Annotated in this window: 15 protein-coding genes; 10 read left to right on the top strand and 5 right to left on the bottom strand. The window is 72.2% G+C overall.

Translation table 11 applies throughout. The annotated features are described in order from the left end of the window. Positions 1-11: 11 nt before the first annotated feature. Complete coding sequence (locus tag ACO0E1_RS05545; protein ID WP_422873277.1) at positions 12-1,667, bottom strand: hypothetical protein; 1,656 nt, start codon at positions 1,665-1,667, stop codon at positions 12-14. Between the two features lie 105 nt (positions 1,668-1,772). Between ACO0E1_RS05545 and pyrE the strand changes: the two genes are divergently transcribed. Both pyrE and ACO0E1_RS05535 read left to right on the top strand, forming a co-directional pair. Then, a complete protein-coding gene (gene pyrE / locus ACO0E1_RS05540) occupies positions 1,773-2,324 on the top strand; it encodes an orotate phosphoribosyltransferase (protein ID WP_281266830.1) in 552 nt (183 codons plus the stop codon). Further along, positions 2,321-4,297, top strand: a complete 1,977-nt coding sequence (locus ACO0E1_RS05535; RefSeq protein WP_422873276.1) for a septum formation family protein — start codon at positions 2,321-2,323, stop codon at positions 4,295-4,297. The genes pyrE and ACO0E1_RS05535 overlap by 4 nt, the downstream gene beginning before the upstream one ends. A 72-nt stretch (positions 4,298-4,369) precedes the next feature. Here ACO0E1_RS05535 and ACO0E1_RS05530 read toward each other — a convergent pair whose 3' ends face one another. Continuing rightward, positions 4,370-5,323 carry an aldo/keto reductase gene (locus ACO0E1_RS05530; RefSeq protein ID WP_422873275.1) on the bottom strand — a complete coding sequence of 318 codons (954 nt, stop codon included), beginning with the start codon at positions 5,321-5,323 and terminating at the stop codon, positions 4,370-4,372. 103 nt (positions 5,324-5,426) lie between these two features. On the opposite strand from ACO0E1_RS05530, the gene ACO0E1_RS05525 reads away from it, so the two are divergent. Further along, the gene (locus ACO0E1_RS05525) at positions 5,427-6,068 is read left to right on the top strand and encodes a HEAT repeat domain-containing protein (RefSeq protein WP_422873274.1); all 642 of its coding nucleotides are present in this window, start codon (positions 5,427-5,429) and stop codon (positions 6,066-6,068) included. A gap of 272 nt (positions 6,069-6,340) precedes the next feature. Next, complete coding sequence (locus tag ACO0E1_RS05520; protein ID WP_422873273.1) at positions 6,341-7,633, top strand: sodium:proton exchanger; 1,293 nt, start codon at positions 6,341-6,343, stop codon at positions 7,631-7,633. A gap of 15 nt (positions 7,634-7,648) precedes the next feature. On the opposite strand, the gene ACO0E1_RS05515 is transcribed toward ACO0E1_RS05520, so the two are convergent. Then, positions 7,649-8,338 carry a metal-dependent transcriptional regulator gene (locus ACO0E1_RS05515; protein WP_422873272.1) on the bottom strand — a complete coding sequence of 230 codons (690 nt, stop codon included), beginning with the start codon at positions 8,336-8,338 and terminating at the stop codon, positions 7,649-7,651. Between the two features lie 21 nt (positions 8,339-8,359). Here ACO0E1_RS05515 and ACO0E1_RS05510 point away from each other — a divergent pair, with 21 nt between their 5' ends. The 3 genes from ACO0E1_RS05510 (at position 8,360) to ACO0E1_RS05500 (ending at position 12,105) form a co-directional block, all read left to right on the top strand. Continuing rightward, positions 8,360-9,259 (top strand): CPBP family glutamic-type intramembrane protease, encoded by a 900-nt coding sequence (locus tag ACO0E1_RS05510; protein WP_422873271.1) that lies wholly within the window; start codon positions 8,360-8,362, stop codon positions 9,257-9,259. Between the two features lie 117 nt (positions 9,260-9,376). After that, positions 9,377-11,161 carry a phosphatase PAP2 family protein gene (locus tag ACO0E1_RS05505; RefSeq protein WP_422873270.1) on the top strand — a complete coding sequence of 595 codons (1,785 nt, stop codon included), beginning with the start codon at positions 9,377-9,379 and terminating at the stop codon, positions 11,159-11,161. Positions 11,162-11,238: 77 nt separating this feature from the next. After that, on the top strand, positions 11,239-12,105 hold the full coding sequence (locus ACO0E1_RS05500; protein ID WP_422873269.1) for a L,D-transpeptidase: 867 nt from the start codon (positions 11,239-11,241) through the stop codon (positions 12,103-12,105). 25 nt (positions 12,106-12,130) lie between these two features. On the opposite strand, the gene ACO0E1_RS05495 is transcribed toward ACO0E1_RS05500, so the two are convergent. Then, a complete protein-coding gene (locus ACO0E1_RS05495) occupies positions 12,131-12,919 on the bottom strand; it encodes a trans-aconitate 2-methyltransferase (protein WP_422873268.1) in 789 nt (262 codons plus the stop codon). Beyond that, complete coding sequence (locus tag ACO0E1_RS05490; protein ID WP_144756338.1) at positions 12,919-13,716, bottom strand: HAD-IIA family hydrolase; 798 nt, start codon at positions 13,714-13,716, stop codon at positions 12,919-12,921. The genes ACO0E1_RS05495 and ACO0E1_RS05490 overlap by 1 nt, the downstream gene beginning before the upstream one ends. A 186-nt stretch (positions 13,717-13,902) precedes the next feature. Between ACO0E1_RS05490 and ACO0E1_RS05485 the strand changes: the two genes are divergently transcribed. From ACO0E1_RS05485 to ACO0E1_RS05475, 3 genes are all read left to right on the top strand, one after another. After that, positions 13,903-14,580, top strand: coding sequence for a TetR/AcrR family transcriptional regulator (locus ACO0E1_RS05485; protein WP_422873267.1), 678 nt, complete (start codon positions 13,903-13,905; stop codon positions 14,578-14,580). A gap of 126 nt (positions 14,581-14,706) precedes the next feature. Then, positions 14,707-15,573, top strand: a complete 867-nt coding sequence (locus tag ACO0E1_RS05480; RefSeq protein ID WP_422873266.1) for a hypothetical protein — start codon at positions 14,707-14,709, stop codon at positions 15,571-15,573. 25 nt (positions 15,574-15,598) lie between these two features. Further along, positions 15,599-16,237 (top strand): TrmH family RNA methyltransferase, encoded by a 639-nt coding sequence (locus ACO0E1_RS05475; RefSeq protein WP_422873265.1) that lies wholly within the window; start codon positions 15,599-15,601, stop codon positions 16,235-16,237. Positions 16,238-16,351 lie beyond the last annotated feature (114 nt).

The raw sequence follows: 16,351 nt of genomic DNA, 5'->3' as shown, positions 1-16,351 counted from the left end.
GAGAACTCTCGTCAGAACCCGCGGTCGCGCAGGATCGTCTCGGCACTCCCGACGACGTCCTGCTGCAGGGTCGTCGCACCGGCCGTGCCGGCGTAGTCCCAGATGTCGAAGCCGGTGCAGTGCGTCACCGACACCGGCGGTCCGAGGGAGTCCTCCACCGGGGTGGACCAGACGTCCCCGGATCCCACGACGACGAAGGTCGGCTGCGCATCGCGGTATGCGCCGAGGTCGACGAGCCAGGGGTAGGTCTGGAACGTGTCGCGGACCTGGAGCAGCCCGACGTTCTCCGACGAGTAGGCGGCGAGCGGACGCACGGTCCAGAACTGCCCGACGCCGACGACGTCCCGTCCACCGGCCCAGTGGTCCAGGCAGGTCGCCGGGTCGTACGCCGCGGTGCGCACCCCCCGGAGCGTCGACGGCGCCATCGCCACACCCGCGGCGATGACGATCGCCGCGCCGATGGCGAGCGTCACGCGGACGCCACGGAGCGGCTGGTGCACCCGGGTCCGTCTGACCGCGGTCCGCGTCAGCTCGCAGACCGCGACGAGTGCCAGGAGCGGGGCGACGACGACGGGCTCCAGGTAGCGCGGGGTCTCCGACCCGGCGACGACGACCCCGACGGACACGGCCACGATCGTCACGAGCGGCAGGAGCGACGCGACGAGCACGGTGCGCGAGGTCCGCACCCGCCAGGCCCAGACCGTGCCACCGACGGCGAGCAGCACCCCGACGAGCATCAGGACGAGCCCGGCGTCGCCGACCGCGGTCGCCGCACGGGCGTCGGTGAGCGACGCGAAGAACCCGAGCGTCGTCGCCGCGCGCTCGGGGTGCACGTACGTCGAGGGGTCGAGCGAGACGAAGGGTCGCAGCGGGATCCGCAGGAGGTACCCGACGACGGAGCCCGCGACGACGACCCCGGACAGCCACAGGGCCGGACGCCACGGCACCCGACGGGCGACACCGAGGAGCAGCAGCGTGACGACCAGCGGGGCACCCGACCACGGGACGTACAGCGGGTTCGACGCGGTGGTGCACGCGGCGACGAGTCCGAGCGTCACGAGCACGGCGACGGACGCCCGGCCGACCCGGATCGTCCGGAGCGCGAGCGCCGCCGTGGCGAGGAGCGCGAGGACGACCCCGTAGTAGTACGTGGTCGTGAGCAGCAGGGACGCGAGCTCGAGCGACGTCGCGGACCCCGAGGACTCGGTGAGCACGTGCAGCGTCAGGAAACCGACCGCGAGCGTCGACACCGCGATGCGTGCCGAACGTCGCGCGGACGGCATGAGCTCGTTCGCCACCGCCCGCATGAGCGCGTAGACGCCCACGAGGACGAGCACGCCGTTCAGGGCCAGCGCCTGCTGCGGGGTCGCGGTGACGGCGGAACAGAGCAGGTAGACCGGCAGCTCCGGGAAGAAGAACAGTGCCGGGGACATCGCCCACTCGAACGGCTGGCCGAGCTGCATCGACCGGACCACCATCGGCAGGAGCACCGAGTCGCCGTCGTACCAGAGCAGCGTGACCCTGGCCGTCGACAGGACGTGCCGCAGCGCGATCAGGGCGAGCGCGACCGCGACGAGCGCCCCGATCGCCTCGCGCCCGAGCGCACCGGCGAGGCCGCGGAACCGGGATGCCCCGACCGCTCGGCGCGACGGTGCATCGAGGGACATACCCGGATCGTACCGACGCCGACCCTGCACGAACGGGCGGGCGCCTGACCGTCCGCGCAGGCTGGATGAGCGCTGCGCGGCCCGGACGGGCTACCCTTGTGCGCTGTGACGGACGCGCGCGAGCAGTTGATCGACCACATCACGGCCGAGGCGGTGTTCCACGGCGACTTCACCCTGACCAGCGGGAAGAAGGCGACGTACTACATCGACCTCCGCAAGGTGAGCCTCGACCACCGGGTGGCACCGCTCATCGGACAGGTGATGACGGACCTCATCGCCGAGGTCCCCGACGTCTCCGCGGTCGGCGGCCTCACCATGGGCGCCGACCCGATCGCGAGCGCCGTGCTCCACCAGGCGGCCGCCCGCGGTGGTACGTACGACGCCTTCGTCGTCCGCAAGGAGCCGAAGGACCACGGTCGCGGCAAGCAGGTCGAGGGCCCCGACCTCCGCGGCAAGCGCGTCATCGTCCTCGAGGACACCTCCACCACCGGCGGCTCGCCGCTCAAGGCCGCCGAGGCGCTCGAGCGCGAGGGCGCGATCGTCGCAGCCGTGGCCGTCGTCGTCGACCGCGACACCGGCGCGAAGGAGAAGATCGAGGCGGCCGGGTACCCGTACTTCGCCGCGATCGGACTGGCCGACCTGGGGTTGTCCGCGTGACCGAGGAGCGTCCGGACGACGCGCGCGAGCCCGACCAGACCGGCGGCCCCGACACCGGGGCAGACGGCCAGGAGGCTCGTCCCGCGTCCGCCCCGGACGCTCGCTTCACAGGGCTCCGCAGTGCCGCCGACATCTTCGGTGCGCCGCGGAAGGCCGACGAGTGGCCCTCACGACGCGAGCGTCGCGAGGCGGAGCGCGCCGCCGCCGAGACCGGTGCGCCGCTGCCGGAGCCCTTCACGCCCGAGGAACCGGCGCCGGCCGAGCCCGCGCCGGCCGAGCCAGTCCCGGCCACCCCGCCGGTGCCGTACGACGAGGACGCCACCCAGGCGATCTCGATGCCGGAGCAGCTCGCGGCGCCGTCCCGGCCCGCTCCGCCGACGTCCGACCCGGACCGCTCGCTCCTCGGGAGCCGCATCCCGCCGGCCGCCGCCGTGCCCCCGACGCCGACCGCGCCGCACCCGAGCTCGATCCAGCTGCCGACCGCGCAGGCGAACCGCGAGCAACGTGCCGCCGAGACCCGGGCGATCGAGGACGAACGACGCCGGACGGACCCCCGCGGCGAGGGCCGTGACGACGTCGACTGGCTCGGCCGTGCCACCGGGTCGACGCCGACCCCGACCGGCCCCGTCGTCCAGCAGCCCGTCGGCGTGGAGAACACGCTCCCGTCGTCCCAGGAGCCCCCGAGCTTCACCGACCTGCTCCGCATCCAGGGCTCGGACGCCTCGGAACGTCCGAGCGTCGATCGTCCCTTCGACTGGGCCGTCAACGACGACGAGACCGGCGAGGTCCCGACGACCCTGACCACGAACTCGTTCGACACCACCGCGCTCGGCGCCGGCTCCTGGCACCTGGCGGACGACACCGAGGACGACGTGGTCTCCGGCGAGGCGCCGACCACCCCCGAACCCGCCCCCGTCGACAGCGGCAGCTGGTCCCTCGCCGACGAGGCCGCACGCACCGGCGAGGTCTTCCCCGGCGACACGGTGGACGACGCCGTCGACGACGCGGCCCCGATCGCACCACCGCCCCTCGTCGAGCCGGCAGTTCCGGCGCCGCGGGCCGACGAGTACCCCGCGCACCTCCCGCCGGCCGTCGAGCAGGACCTCGACCAGTCCGAGTGGGACGGGCGCGAGACCAGCGACACGAGCGCCATCAAGGACCTCTTCGGCACGCAGGCCGTCGACCAGCTCGGCAAGACCGGCTACGACCCGCACGACACCGGTACCCGCATGATGCCCGCGATGGGTGCGCCGGCCCATGCACCGGCGCCCGGCCGTGCCCAGTACACGGCAGGCCCGCCCGTGCCGTCGGACGCGGACAGCGGCAACTTCATCAACGAGGGCTTCGCGCGGCTCCGTGGCGAGGGCAAGCGCGGCAAGCTCCTGCTCTTCGGCGGTGCGATCGCGATCATCGTCGTGATGCTCATCGCGGTGTTCCTGTTGGCCTCCTGGATCCTCGGCAACAACATCGAGGAGAAGACCGTTCCGCCGACGAAGTCGCCCGCCGCGGCATCGGCTCAGGTGACGACCGGTTCGTCGACGAAGCCGTCAGCGCCCGCGACGGCTGCCGCGGCGCCGACGATCACCTTCGCGTCCTCCACCGCGGCACCCGGCCAGCACCCCTGGTACGAGCTGGCCGGCGGGGAGTGCCTGACGCCGTTCGACAGCGCCTGGGCCGAGGACTTCACCGTCGTGGACTGCGGCGCGGAGCACACCGCGCAGCTCACGGCGCGCGGGACGATCGACGGTGACGCCTACCCCGGCGTCGATGCCGTGAAGACCCAGGCGGCGACGCAGTGCCAGTCCGCCGCGGGACTCGACCTGACCGCTGCCGCCCGGTTCGGCGACGTCCAGGTGCAGGGCGTCTACCCGCCGGACCAGGCGGCCTGGGACAAGGGCGACCGTTTCTGGTCCTGCTTCGTCACCCGTTCCGGCGGCGGTGCGTTGACGGGATCGCTCGCGCCGAGCGCGTAGCCGGCCACGCGGCGGACGGGAGGCTCCCCACCGGACCGGTGGGGAGCCTCCCGTCCGCCGCGTGGTGCAGTCTCAGGCCGTGGTCGGCACCTTCGCGGAGGCGTCCGAGAGCGTCTGCAGCTCGTCCGTCGTGAGCTCGAGCTCGGCGGAGGCGAGGAGCGCCGGCAGCTGCTGGAGGTTCCGCGCCGAGGCGATCGGTGCGACCACGTCGGGCTGCGCCTGCAGCCAGGCGAGCGCGACCGTGGCGATCTCGGTGTCGTGTGCGGTCGCGATGGTCGACAGGGAGTCGACGACCTCGAGGCCGGCGTCGGTGAAGTACCCGGAGACCTGGCCCTCGCGGTCCTTGCCGGCGAAGTCCTCCTTCGTGCGGTACTTGCCCGTCAGGAACCCGGCGGCGAGCGAGAAGTACGGCACGACGCCGAGGCCGTGCTCGTGGGCGAGCGGCGCGATCTCGGACTCGTAGGGCTCGCGCGTCACGAGGTTGTAGTGCGGCTGGATCGCGACGGGCTTCGCGAGGCCGTGCTCGTCCGCGATGCGGATCCACTCCGCGGCGCGGTCCTTCGAGTAGTTCGAGATCGCGGTGTAGCGGACGATGCCGTCGCGCACGAGCTGGTCGAACGCGCGGACGGTCTCCTCGAGCGGGGTGTCCTGGTCATCGAAGTGCGCGTAGTAGAGGTCGATGCGGTCCGTGCCGAGGCGCTGGAGGCTCGCGCGGGCGGCCTTCGCGACGGTGTCGGCGCCGAGACCCTGGAACTCGGGGTGCTGCGAGCCCTTCGTCGCGATGACGACGTCGTCGCGCTTGCCGGACTTCGCGAGCCACGAGCCGATCACGGTCTCGGACTCGCCGCCCGAGTTGCCGGGTGCCCAGGCGGAGTAGACGTCGGCGGTGTCGATGAAGTCGCCGCCAGCCGCGGTGTAGGCGTCGAGGACCTGGTGGGAGGTCGACTCGTCGGCGGTCCAGCCGAAGACGTTGCCGCCGAGGGCGAGCGGGAACACGGTGAGGTCGCTTGATCCGATGCGGGGCATGGGGGTCCTTTCGTGGTGGAACTGGTCGACCGCTCCACCGTAGGCCTCGGGTCCCGCGAGCGACTCGGGGTCCGGGGTCGGTGGCAGTCGGCAGACTGGGGGCATGACCACGCTGTCCGACGTCCTCGCCACCGGCACCGCGTCCGCTCGACTCCGGGCGGTCATGGCAGCGGGGACGACACCTGATCCGGCCGACCTCGAGGTGCTCGTGGCGCAGTGCGCCGTCGAGCCGGACTTCCAGGTCCGGGAGATGCTCACGTGGGCGCTCATCCGGCTCCCGGCGGAGCTCGTCGTGCCGCGGGTGCTCCCGGAACTCGAGCGCCCGGAGGCCCAGGCGCGGAGCCAGGCGTTGCACACGCTCTCGAAGATCGGGGACCGTTCGGTGTACCCGCAGGTGACCGATCGGCTCGGGGACGTCGACCCCGGCGTCGTCCGCACCGCCTGGCGTGCCGCGGTCGTGCTCGTGCCCGACGACGGACGTGCCGAACTGGCGCGCCGACTCGCGGTGCAGCTCGGCCAGGGGGACCGTGAGACGCGCCTCGCGCTGAGTCGCGCGCTCGTCGGACTCGGCGCGGACGTCGTGGAGCCGGTCCTCGAGGACGCGGCCGGTCGCGGCGAGGCCGTCCGGACGCACGTCGCGGACACCGTGCGGCTGCTGCACGACCCCTCCGCGGGGTCGTCGCTGGCGCTCGAGCGGGCTCGGCGCGAGGTGGCGCTCGGTCGGACGCGTTCCGCCAAGGGCTGAGGGCGTCCGCGCCGTTCCGGGGCGGGCGCACCAAGTCCCGGATTCGGGGTGCCGAACAGGGTCGATCGGCTTGCACATGCGGATCGGGGCGCGCCAGAGTGGGTGTCGAAGGGGAGTAGCTCCCAGCGCGTGCATCGACACACTGGCCATCACGACGATCGGCCCGGTGCACCACCTTCGACTCCGGTCGGGGCGAGCGAGACCTTCGGCCGTTCCGCCATGGCCGAAGCCGCTCCCGTGGGCTGCGTCATGGCTCGACCACGAGGACCACCATGACGAACACCCTGTCTCCTGCACCGGCGCGCGATCTGCCGGTGTCCCGGATGGGCGCGAGTGCCTGGGGTCGCATCGCGATCTGCATCGCCATCGCCCTGCCCGCCGTCGTCTTCCGGATCGGTGGGTTCGCGCCGAACCCCGTCGTCGACCTGCTGGTCTTCGGTGCCGCCGTTGTCGCCGCGTCGTTCCTGCTCGCCTGGGCTGCCGAAGCTGCACAGAAGGACATCGCCGGCGCACTGGCCATCGCGATCCTGGCGCTCATCGCCGTGCTGCCCGAGTACGCCGTCGACCTGTACTACGCGTTCCGCTCCGGGTACGACCCGTCGTACGAGCAGTTCGCCGCCGCCAACATGACCGGCTCGAACCGGCTGCTGCTCGGGTTCGGGTGGCCGCTCGTGGTGATCATCTCGCTGCTCGTCGCACGGCGCTTCGTCCGCGTCGGGTCGCTGCCCGCCTCCGCCACCCGGGTGCTCGAGCTGTCGCGGTCGTCGCGCGTGGACATCGGGTTCCTGGCGCTCCTCGCCGTCATCGCGTTCCTCATCCCGCTGATGGGCTCCATCCCGATGTGGTTCGGGTTCGTGCTGCTCGCGGCGTTCGTCGTGTACCTGTGGCGCGCGTCGAAGGTGTCGGACGACGACGGTGAGGACGAGGAGATCGTCGGCATGGCCGGGAACATCGCGTCGATGCCCCAGCGCGCCCGGCGCTGGACGATCGCGGCGCTGTTCGTCGTCGCCGCCGCCGTCATCCTGTCCTCGGCGGAGCCGTTCGCCGACGCCCTCGTCGAGTCGGGCAGCGCGCTCGGCATCGACAGCTACTTCCTCGTGCAGTGGCTCGCGCCGCTCGCGACCGAGGCGCCGGAGTTCATCGTCGCGGCGCTGTTCGCGCTGCGGGGCATGGGCGGGGCGGCGATCGGCACGCTGATCGCGTCGAAGGTGAACCAGTGGTCGCTGCTCGTCGGGTCGCTGCCGATCGCGCACGTCCTCGGCGGTGGCACGACCGGCGGGCTGCCGCTCGACTCCCGGCAGGTCGAGGAGTTCATGCTGACCGCGTCGCAGACCCTGCTCGGCGTCGCGATCATCATCGCGCTGCGCTTCCACCGCTGGTCGGCGATCGCGCTGGCGGCGCTGTTCGCGGTGCAGTTCTTCGTGACGGACACCAACGGGCGCTGGGTGCTGAGCATCGTGCACCTCGTCGCGGCCCTCGTGGTGTTCTTAATCAACCGTCGCGACATCCTGCCGACGATCGCGGCCCCGTTCCGGCGCCCGTCGTCCCCGGCCCTCCGCGACTGACGCAGGCGCGACCGGTCAGTCGGCGTCGGGGGCGAGCCAGATCGCGCCGGCGGCAGCGGCGGGCAGGTCGACGAGTGACTCCGTGCCGTCCGCCGAGCGCCGGGACACCGCGATGACCCCCGCGTAGTCCCGGACCTGCTCCACGCGGAGGTGGGTGCCGAGCCCGACACCGAGCTCGTCGAAGTAGCGCAGCAGTGAGGGGTCGTCGTCCGACACCCGGCCGACGGTCCCGCAGGCGCCCGGCGCGATCGTGCCGAGGAGCGCCCCGGGGGAGTCCGGCAGCGTGCCGTCCGCGCGCGGGATCGGGTCGCCGTGCGGGTCGTGCGTCGGGTGCCCGAGGTCGGCGTCGACGCGGTCGAGGAACGTCTCCGACACCGCGTGCTCGAGCGCCTCCGCCTCCGTGTGCACCTCGTCCCACGTGTAGCCCAGCCGTGACACCAGGAACGACTCGATCAGGCGGTGCCGCCGGACCATCGCAACGGCGACCTGCTGCCCGAGGGGCGTGAGCACGACGCCGTAGTACGGGGTGTGCTCGATGAGGCCGTCGCGGTCGAGCTTCCGGAGGTTGCCGGAGACGGTCGACGCGGAGACCTTCAGGGACGCGGCGATGTCCCGGGTGGCGATGCCGGTGTCCCCGCGCTCGCGGGCCTTCCAGATGAGCTTGACGTAGTCCTCCGCCATCGTGGACAGAGAAGGGAGTCGCATACCGCAATGGTACAAACAGGCATGGCATCCGAACGACGGCGCTGGCCCGTCCCGCCGTCGCTCCTGGTCGGCCTCGCACCCCTCGTGGTGTTCGCCGGCATCAGCGCCTGGCGGTCCCGACCGAGCGACGACTACCCCTCCCTCGGCGAGACGGTCGACAGCGTGGTCCGGGCGCTCGTCGTCCCGGAGGGCATCGCCGCGCTGGCACTCGCCGTCGTCGTGACGGCGCTCGGCTGGTGGCGCATCGCGACGGTCGACACGACCAGGACCCCGCTGCGCTGGACGTGGATCGCCCCGGCGCTCATCCTCGTCGTCTGCCTGGTCCGGCTGCCGCTCGTCGACTGGACGGCGCTCCCGTGGCACTACTTCCTGCTGCTCGGTATCGGCGTGCTGTTCGTCGGGGTCTTCGAGGAGCTGATGACCCGCGGCGTGCTGCTCGTGGGGCTCCGGCGTCGGCTGCCCGAGTTCGGCGTGTGGATCGTCTCGTGCGTGCTCTTCGGCCTGCTGCACCTGCTCAACGCGCTCGCCGGCGCGGGTATCGGCCCGACGCTGATCCAGGTCGTGTTCGCGGCGTCGTTCGGCTCCGTGCTGTACGTCGCCCGACGGCTCTCGGGCGGTCTGCTGCTGCCCGTCCTGCTGCACGCGTTCTGGGACTTCGGGTCGATCGCGGTGTCGGCGACGGCGCGGGGCGACCTCGGCACGACGGCCGTCGCCGGCGTCATCGGGATCGGCGCCTTCGCGGTGCTGGTCCTCGGGATCGTAGCCGGTGGACTGATCGCCTGGCGTGATGACGCCCCGCGCAGGCTCCGACGACGGTGGCGCGACGTGCCACCGAACCCGGGTTCGGGGCAGCGCCAAGACGTACCGGAGTGGTACGACCTGCGAAGCCGCACAGACACTCCGACCGGTTCACCTGCCTGACCCCGGCCGTTCCTCGGACCGACACCGAGCCTCCTTACCGTCACGTCGATCCCAGTCGACACCGACGCCGTCGGTCCACAGAGAGGAGCGCCGTCCGGCTCCGGACGGCAACCACGCATGCGCACATCCGCACGCGCCATGGCCACGGGGGTGATCGTCGCGGGCGTTGCGACGGCCCTGGTCATCGGCAACCCCCTCACGGCCTCCGCCGCGAGCTACCCGAGCGACACCACGAAGCCGGACCTCGTCTCGCTGCTCAGCGGCTACGACTCGTTCTGGAAGTCCAGCGGCGTCAACGACCTGCACGGCACCGTCGTCGACCCGGCGACGCTCGCGAAGAACGACGAGCTGACCTCGTGGATCAACCAGAACGCCACGAAGGCGCAGCAGTTCACGGCGCTGCAGGACTCCGAGTACAACAACGCCACGAAGACGGCCTACGACCAGTCGCTCACGGTGTCGCAGGGGCTCGGCGCCGCGCTCGAGAAGATCTACGTCGACGGCACGAACTCCGGTGCGCTGCCGTTGACACAGGCGCTCATCAACAGCTCGAACGGCACCACGGGCGCCTACGTCAGCACCGGAGACGCCAAGGCGCACTACAGCTACCCGCGTCCGTACCTGCCCGGCACCACGACGGCCACGCTCCCGGCCGGCGACGACCAGACGGGCTGCGCCCCGGCCACCGTGAACGCCTCGTCCGTGACGCCGAACCGCGTCGGCAAGGCGTGGGCCAGCGCCGACGGCACGCTCGACATCACCCGCGTCGCGCCGCAGACCGACACGACGAAGGAGTTCTCGCCGAACGACGTCGTGCTCGACGCCGGCTACGGCACGAAGGGCATCTGCACCGGCGGCTCGTACCCGAGCGGCCACACGACGACGGCGTACCAGGCCGGCATAACCCTCGCGACGCTCGTCCCCGAGCTCGCGCCGGAGATCCTCGCCCGCACGTCGGAGGCCGGCAACGACCGCATCGTCCTCGGCGTGCACTACCCGCTCGACATCATGGGTGGGCGCATCGACGGCGAGGCCGCGCTCGCGGCCCGCTGGTCGGACACCCAGTACCGCACGCAGGTCCTCGAGCCGGCCCGGGCCGAGCTCACCGCGTACCTCGAGTCGAAGTGCGGCGACACCCTGGCGAACTGCATCGCCGCGGAGAAGCCGTACGAGAACGACCCCTACGGCGGCAAGGCCATCCCCGGCGGCACGTCCCAGATCGTCACCGACCGTGCGTCGGCCGTGAAGGTCTACCACGAGCGCCTCGACTACGGCTTCGCCGCGACGGGCACGACGGGTCTCGCCCCGAGCGTCCCGACCGGTGCGGAGAACCTGCTCCTCACCGCGTTCCCGACCCTCACCGACGCCCAGCGCACCTCGGTGCTCGCGCAGACCGAGATCGCGTCGGGTGACCCGCTCGACCAGAGCGGCACCGCGAACGGCTCGTGGGAGCGGCTCGACCTCGCCGCCGCGACGAGCGCCACGGTCGCGGTCGCGGACGACGGCTCCGTCAAGGTGGTCGCCACCGGTGGGCAGGCATCGGTCCTGACCGCGCACCTCACCGCGCCGAAGGGCACGTCGGTGCAGGCGGGCTCGTCGCTCGCGCTCGCCGGGACCGGCTTCACGGCAGGCGAGTCCTACCGCGTCGTGCTGCACAGCGACCCGGTCGTCGTCGGCACGCTCACGCCCGACGCCTCCGGCGCCGTCACCGGCAGCGTCGTCATCCCGGCGGGCACCGCTGCGGGCTCGCACACGATCGACGTCGTGGACGCGTCCGGTGCGTCGGTGCTCACCGACCCGCTGGCGATCACCGTCACGGCGGCTCCCGCTGCGGCAGGCGGGACCGGTACCGGCACCACCCCGGTGACGACCGGCATCCACCTGCCCGTCGTCAGCGGCTGATCCACAGCGACCGGACCGGAGGCCCGGCGCGGCGACCCGACGCCGCGCCGGCCTCCACAGGAAGGCACGTCCACCCCATGCGCAAGCGCACCATCTGGGCCACCGTCGGCATCGCGGCGGCGGCCGTCGTCGCCGCGGGCGCCGTCACGATCCCGCTCCTCGGCGGCACGCCCGCGCCGTCCTCCACAACGTCGGCGTCCGTCCGGCCAGTGGCCTCCGCCCCCGCCGTGCCGGCCGTGAGCGACTTCGCGCTCGCGGCGCTCCCGGAGGCGCAGTACTCCGCGGTCATCGGCGGGCTGATGCCCGTGCGGGACACCGTCACGACGGACACGGTCTTCCGGCTGCGAGCGGACGCGCCGCTGTTCGGCTCGGACCGCACGGAGCCCGTCGCCCGGTTCGCCGCGACGGACTTCCTGCGGCAGCCGACGACCGTCGTGGGGCTCCGCCGCGAGGGTCCGTGGGAACTCGTGCTCACCCCCGCTCGGCAGCAGCTGCCCTCCGCCGCCGGGGGAGCTGCGGCGGCGCAGACCTCGGCGTGGGTGCCGGTCGCGTCGCTGACGAAGGTGTCGACGCCGACGTCCCGCGTCGTGATCTCGACGAAGGACCAGAGCGTCTCGATCGTCTCCGCGTCGGGCGCCGTGCAGCAGCGCTTCTCGGCCGGGGTCGGCACGACGGACACCCCGACGCCGACCGGCGTCACGGGATACCTCGAGCAGCGCTACGTCGACCCGTCCCAGGGCACCGGCGACCACCCCATCCAGCTCACCTCGCTCCACTCCGCCGCGGCTGACGAGCCCTACGGCGGACACGACGGCGGACTCATCGGCATGCACTGGAACGCCGAGACCTCCGGGGCGGTGTCGCACGGGTGCGTCCGCCTCGACGCCGACGCCGTCGCAGCCCTGAACGCGCTGCCGCTCGGCACCCTCGTCACCGTGCAGTAGCGCCCGTCGTCAGGAGGTGCGGTCGTCAGGGCTTGTGGGCGACGGCGAAGACGCGGCGGAAGGGGTAGACCGTTCCGTGCGGGCCCTCCGGGTACGCCTGCCGCAGTCGGGCCGCGTACTCGGACTCGTACGCACTGGACACTGCGCCGGACGGATCGGCGGCGTCGAGGGCGGCCAGCGCCGGACGGAGCCCCGTCCCGCGGACCCACTCGAGCACGGGATCCGGGCCCTGCAGGAGCTGCGTGTAGGTCGTCTCCCACGCGTCTGCGCGGAACCCGTTCGACTCGAACAGCTCGAGGTACCCGGCGGGGCCGAGCACCGGATCGGCGCGCAGGACGCCGTCGAGCGCGCTCGCCCACGGCCCGTCGGCCGCGACCGCCCGCATCAGCGCGTGCGAGGGGGAGTCGAAGTTCCCGGGGACCTGCATCGCGAACCACGACCCGGACGGCATCGCGGCGAGCCACCCGGGCAGCAGTGACACGTGCGACGGGACCCACTGCAGTGCGGCGTTCGTGACGACGACGTCGTCCTCCGCGGTGGGGGACCAGTCTTCGATGGCACGCTGCTCGAACGACAGGTTCGGGTGCGCGGACGCGACGCTCGCCGCGTCGGCGAGCATCTCCGCCGAGGAGTCCATCCCGACGACGCGAGCCGACGGCCAGCGTTCCGCGAGGGTGGCCGTGAGGGCCCCGGGACCGCAACCCAGGTCGACGACGCGACGGGGAGCCTCCCGTCCGATCCGGGCGACCAGGTCGTGGAACGGACGCGACCGCTGGTCGCGGAAGGCCGCGTAGCGGGCCGGGTCCCAGCGCACTACATCTCGACTTCGATGGGCTCGGTGCGCACGAGTTCGTGGACGCCGGAGATGACCTCGCTCGGGCGGAACGGGTAGCGGTCGATCTCGGCCTGGTCGCTGATGCCCGTCATGACGAGGACCGTGTGGAGCCCCGCTTCGATGCCGGCCTGCACGTCGGTGTCCATGCGGTCGCCGATCATGCCGGTGTTCTCGGAGTGCGCGCCGATCCGGTTCATCGCGGAGCGGAACATCATCGGGTTCGGCTTGCCGACCACGTAGGGCTGCTTGCCGGTGGCCTTCTCGATCATCGCGGCGATGGCACCCGTCGCGGGCAGGACGCCCTCGGCGCTCGGGCCCGTCGCGTCGGGGTTCGTGACGATGAAGCGGGCGCCGTCGCGGATCAGGCGGACGGCCTTCGTGATCGCCTCGAACGAGTAGTTGCGGGTCTCGCCGACGACGACGTAGTCGGGGGCGGTCTCGGTCATGATGAAGCCGGCCTCGTGCAGGGCCGTGGTCATGCCGGCCTCGCCGATGACGAACGCGGAGCCGCCGGGCATCTGCGACTTGCAGAAGTCCGCCGTCGCGAGGGCACTCGTCCAGATCCGGTCCTCCGGCACGTCGATGCCGGACCACCGAAGGCGGGCGCTGAGGTCGCGGGGCGTGAAGATCGAGTTGTTCGTGAGGACGAGGAACTCCGTGCCCTCGTCGAGCCACTGCTGGATGAGTTCCGGGGCGCCGGGGAGCGCCTGGTTCTCGTGGACGAGGACGCCGTCCATGTCCGTCAGCCAGCACTCGACCTCGTCGCGGGTTGCCATGTTCCTCACCCTAGTGCGCGCCGGTCGCGGCGCTCTCCGAAAGAGCCGGGAGGCTCGGATCGGCTCTTGCGCGCCGCTCGCGGACCCGAGATGGTCGAGACACCGAATACCGTTCGGCTTTGCCGTACGCTTTTTCGAGGCCCGTACCGAAACTGCGGGACCCGTCCCGAACCAGGAGAACCAGCCGTGCTCGTCGAACCCGGAAGCCCGTCCGCCACCCCACGACCGACGGCCGGTGACGCCGTCGTGCCGGCGGCTCCGCGACGACGTCGGGGGCGGCCGAACGTGCTGAGCCGCGAGCAGGTCATCGACGCTGCGACGGCGATCGCGAACGAGGACGGTCTCGAGCGGCTGTCGTTCCGTGCGCTCGGCGCTCGGCTCGGGGTCGCGCCGATGACGGTGCACCGGACGATCGGCGGGCTCGACGACCTGCACGCCGAGCTCGTGCGGCGGACCGTGGACGAGTTCACCGCGACGTTCGTGTGGCCGACGGACTGGCGGGAGATCGTCCGCGTGTTCGCCACCACCTTCCGAGACCTCCTACGCACCCACCCGCTCGTGCTCGAGTCGCACAGCAGCCGGGCGCCGCTGGTGTCGAGCGAGTCGGACGCGGTCGTCGCGAAGGTCGTCGGCGCGCTCCGCGTCGCCGGGCTGTCCGACACCGAGGCGATGTACGCGTTCTTCGTCGTGTACGACTTCGTCGTGGGGCATGCGGGGGTGCAGGTCGGTCGCGGGGACGCCGAGGCCGGGCGCCCGGAGCGGCACGCGCTCGTCGGGGAGATCCTCGGGTCGCACTCGTACGACGACCGGTTCTCGCTCGGGTTGGACATCCTGCTCGCAGGGATCGAGTCGCGCGTCCACTGAATTCCGACACGGTTCCCAACGAAAAACCATGCGAGATACCGTCTTTCGCGATGTCAACTCACCACAAGTCTCCGCAGCCATACGCTCCCGTCCCGTCGTCGTCCTGACCGTCCGGGAGCGTCCAGCATGAGCACCACCGATCCCGCCGCCGCCCGTCGCGCCGAGGCAGCGGCCCAGCAGGGCAGCACTCGCGCACTCGCCATGACCATCGTGTGGGCGGTGCTCCTGCTCGGCGTCGGCGTCGTGGTCGGGTTCGCGCTCGGGTCGGTGCTCGAGGCGTTCCGGGACATGACCGTCAACAGCGTGTTCTCGGACACCCCGGACCCGGAGCACCCGTGGTGGGCGATGCCCGTCGCGGTCCTCGGGTCGATCGTCGCGTTCGGCATGTACTCCACGTGGAACCACCGCTGGTCGGGACGCGCGTCCGAGTTCGTCGGTGTGGGGCCTGTGAGCATCTGGCTCGTCGGTGCCGCCGCCGGGCTCTGGTGGACGACGTCGACGCAGTGGGCGCCCGTCGACCAGGTCGGGACGGCCGTCGACCCGGTGTTCGGCCGCGACGAGCCCTGGGGTGTCGGCGGCTGGATCTGGTACACCGCCGCGTGGTGGATCCCCGGGCTCGTCTCCGCGCTGGCGGTGGCCGCACTGATCGGTGGGGCGGTCGCACGCCGCGGTCAGGGCGGTCGACGCGCCCGGCTCGAACAGCTCCTGCGCGACGGTCGTCGGGTCGACGGGGTCGTCACGGCGGTCAGTGGATCGACCGCCCACGACGCCAGCTTCACGCTGATCCGCTGGACCTTCACGTTCACGGACCTGCAGGGACAGCAGCGGTGGGTCGACCGCACCGAGGGGTTCCGCGACGGGACAGGACCGGTGCTCGGATCCGCCGTCGTGGTCGTGTTCGACCCCACCCGGCCGAGTGACCGGAAGCGCATCTTCGCGGCGACGCGCGGTGGGACGGAGCCGGCGGACTTCCTCCGCCCGGGCATGCAGTGACGGGGCTCGCCCGTACCCTGGAGCCGTGACCGACGAGCCCGCGCCGACCCATGAGCGCACGACGCACGGGGTCGGGCCGCACCCGCGGCCGTGGCCGGACGATCCCCGGCTCGACCCGGAGCTGCTCGAGCACGGGGACACGCGCAACGTCGTCGACGCCTACCGGTACTGGTCGATGGAGGCGATCGTCGCTGATCTCGACACCCGTCGACACGGGTTCGACGTCGCGATCGAGAACTGGCAGCACGACCTGAACATCGGGTCGATCGTCCGGTCGGCGAACGCGTTCCTCGCGGGCACGGTGCACATCATCGGGCGCCGGCGCTGGAACCGTCGCGGGGCGATGGTCACCGACCGGTACCAGCACGTGCGGAACCACCCCGACGTGGAGTCCTTCCTGCACGCGATGCGTGACGAGGGACGCCCGGTCATCGCGATCGACAACACCCCTGGCGCAGCGATGCTCGAGACCGCGGACGTCCCGGAGCGCTGCGTGTTCCTGTTCGGGCAGGAGGGGCCGGGGCTCACCGACGAAGCCGTCGCCGGCGCGGACGGGCACCTCGAGATCGCGCAGTACGGCTCCACGCGGAGCATCAATGCGTCCGCGGCCGCCGCGATCGTCATGCACGCGTGGATCGTCCGGCACGCCACGCCCCCGCGCTGAACCCGTTCCGCGCCCCGCGCCCCGCGGCCGAGTGCGCAGAAGTGGCGATGTCCAGGGCCGGTCCCTGACGACGTCTGCGCACTCGATCCGGGCCGGGGCGGCGGATGCCAGCTC

Origin of the sequence: Curtobacterium guangdongense, from assembly GCF_049341845.1 — a bacterium.
Lineage (GTDB): Bacteria > Actinomycetota > Actinomycetes > Actinomycetales > Microbacteriaceae > Curtobacterium > Curtobacterium guangdongense.
The sequence above is the reverse complement of the archived record's forward strand: the minus strand, read 5'-3'. Positions and strand labels throughout refer to the sequence as shown.